This window comes from Candidatus Thiosymbion oneisti (genome assembly GCF_900092655.1).
Taxonomy (GTDB): Bacteria; Pseudomonadota; Gammaproteobacteria; order Chromatiales; family Chromatiaceae; genus Thiosymbion; species Thiosymbion oneisti.
On sequence record NZ_FLUY01001409.1, the window covers coordinates 1 to 1,724 of the forward strand.

A 1,724-nucleotide genomic window follows, 5' to 3' on the forward strand; every position below is an offset into this window, starting at 1 on the left:
AGATGGTAAAAATCTCGGGATTTTGAATCATTAAGAATTAACTACCTTACTATATCACTCTGATATTTACCACTACCCAATCCTGAATTATTTGGCATTGTCTGGAGGATTTGACGTGTTGCGTTCGACGCACCAAGGCTCGTTGATCGTCTGTCGGGCCAGTGTCGGCGTCTTAACGCAACCTACACCCAGATTTACCGCCGTGCTGCCTGCCCACGCAGACCTCGCTTTAAGTGTAGGTTGCGTTAGCCGCGCGGGGAGACGCCCGGGGGGCACGGCATCGAACGCGGCATAACGCAACACGACGTTCAAACAGAAAATCAACCGCCGGAGACGCAGGAGATCAGCCGCGGGACGCCGGATCAGCCTTCGTCCAGGAGCTCCAACCAGTGCACCACCGGCGTGTGGGTCGCGGCCTCCAGCTGGAGCTGGCAGCCGACGTTCGCGGTGGCGATGATGTCGGGCCCGCCCGCTTCGAGCGCCGCGACCTTGCGGTCCCTCAGTTGGCTTGAAAGCGCCGGCTGGGTCAGGGAATAGGTCCCGGCCGATCCGCAGCACAGGTGGGCCTCGGGTACGGGTGTGGGTACGAAACCGAGCCGGGTGAGGATGGGCTCTACCAGGTTGTTCAGTTGTTGCCCATGTTGCAGGGTACAGGGACACTGGAAGGCGACCTTGCGGCCTCGGCCCGGCTGGCCCAGGGGCTCCAGATCCAGCTCGGTAAGGATCTCGACCGGGTCCCGCGCCAGCGCCGCTACCTGTGCCGCCTTGTCCGCATAGTGTGGGTCCCGGTGCAGCAGCTCGCCGTACTCCTTGACCATCGCCCCACAGCCGCTGGCATTGATCAGGATCGCCTCGGCGCCGGACTGGATCCGGGGCCACCAGGCATCGATATTGCGGCGCATGGCAGCGAGCCCTTCTGCCTGGGCATTCAGGTGATAGGCAGCGGCACCGCAGCAGCCTGCAGCAGGCGCCTCGATCAGGTCGATCCCGAGCCGGCTCAGGACCCGGGCCGCGGCGGCGTTGGTGGCGGGGGTTGCCACCGACTGGACGCAACCCGCGAGCGCGAGCATCCGGCGCCTGCCGGCAGGGGCGGGCCAGGCCCCGGCCGGACGGGGCGTCGGGACCTTGGCCTTGAGCGCCGTCGGCAGCAGGGGTTTGGCGAGTCTGCCCAGTCGCATCAGGGCACCGAAGCGGGAGGGATAGGGCACCAGCTTGACCAGGGCCCGGCGCAGCAGCTTCTCGCCCAGGGGCCGATCCACCCGGCTCTCGACCAAATCGCGGCCGATGTCCGCCAGCCGGGCATAGCGTACCCCGGAGGGACAGGTGGTCTCGCAGGAACGGCAGGTGAGGCAGCGGTCCAGGTGGATTTGGGTGGTGCGGGTCGGGGTCCGGCCCTCCAGGACCTGCTTGATCTGGTAGATGCGCCCCCGTGGCCCGTCCAACTCGTCGCCTAGAAGCTGGTAGGTGGGACAGGTGGCGGTGCAAAAACCGCAATGGACGCAGGCGCGTAGGATGGCGTCGGCCTCTTGGCCCTCGGGCGTCTGCAAGAACTCCGGGATGATTTCGGTCTGCATGTCTTTATATAGATCCTGCTACCGGGGGTCGGGCACATCACATGATATTCCACCCCCGCGCCTGCCGAGGGTATCGCAAAAGCCCCTCTCCCGCCGGGAGAGAGCCTGCGCCGAGCGCAGCGAGGGGGCTTGGGGAGAGGGGGTCAAAGG

1 protein-coding gene is annotated in these 1,724 nt (G+C 65.3%); it reads right to left on the bottom strand.

Going from position 1 to position 1,724, the window contains the following annotated elements; translation table 11 throughout:
* Window positions 1-362: 362 nt before the first annotated feature.
* On the bottom strand, window positions 363-1,574 hold the full coding sequence (gene glcF, locus BQ17_RS14465; protein WP_089728233.1) for a glycolate oxidase subunit GlcF: 1,212 nt from the start codon (window positions 1,572-1,574) through the stop codon (window positions 363-365).
* Window positions 1,575-1,724 lie beyond the last annotated feature (150 nt).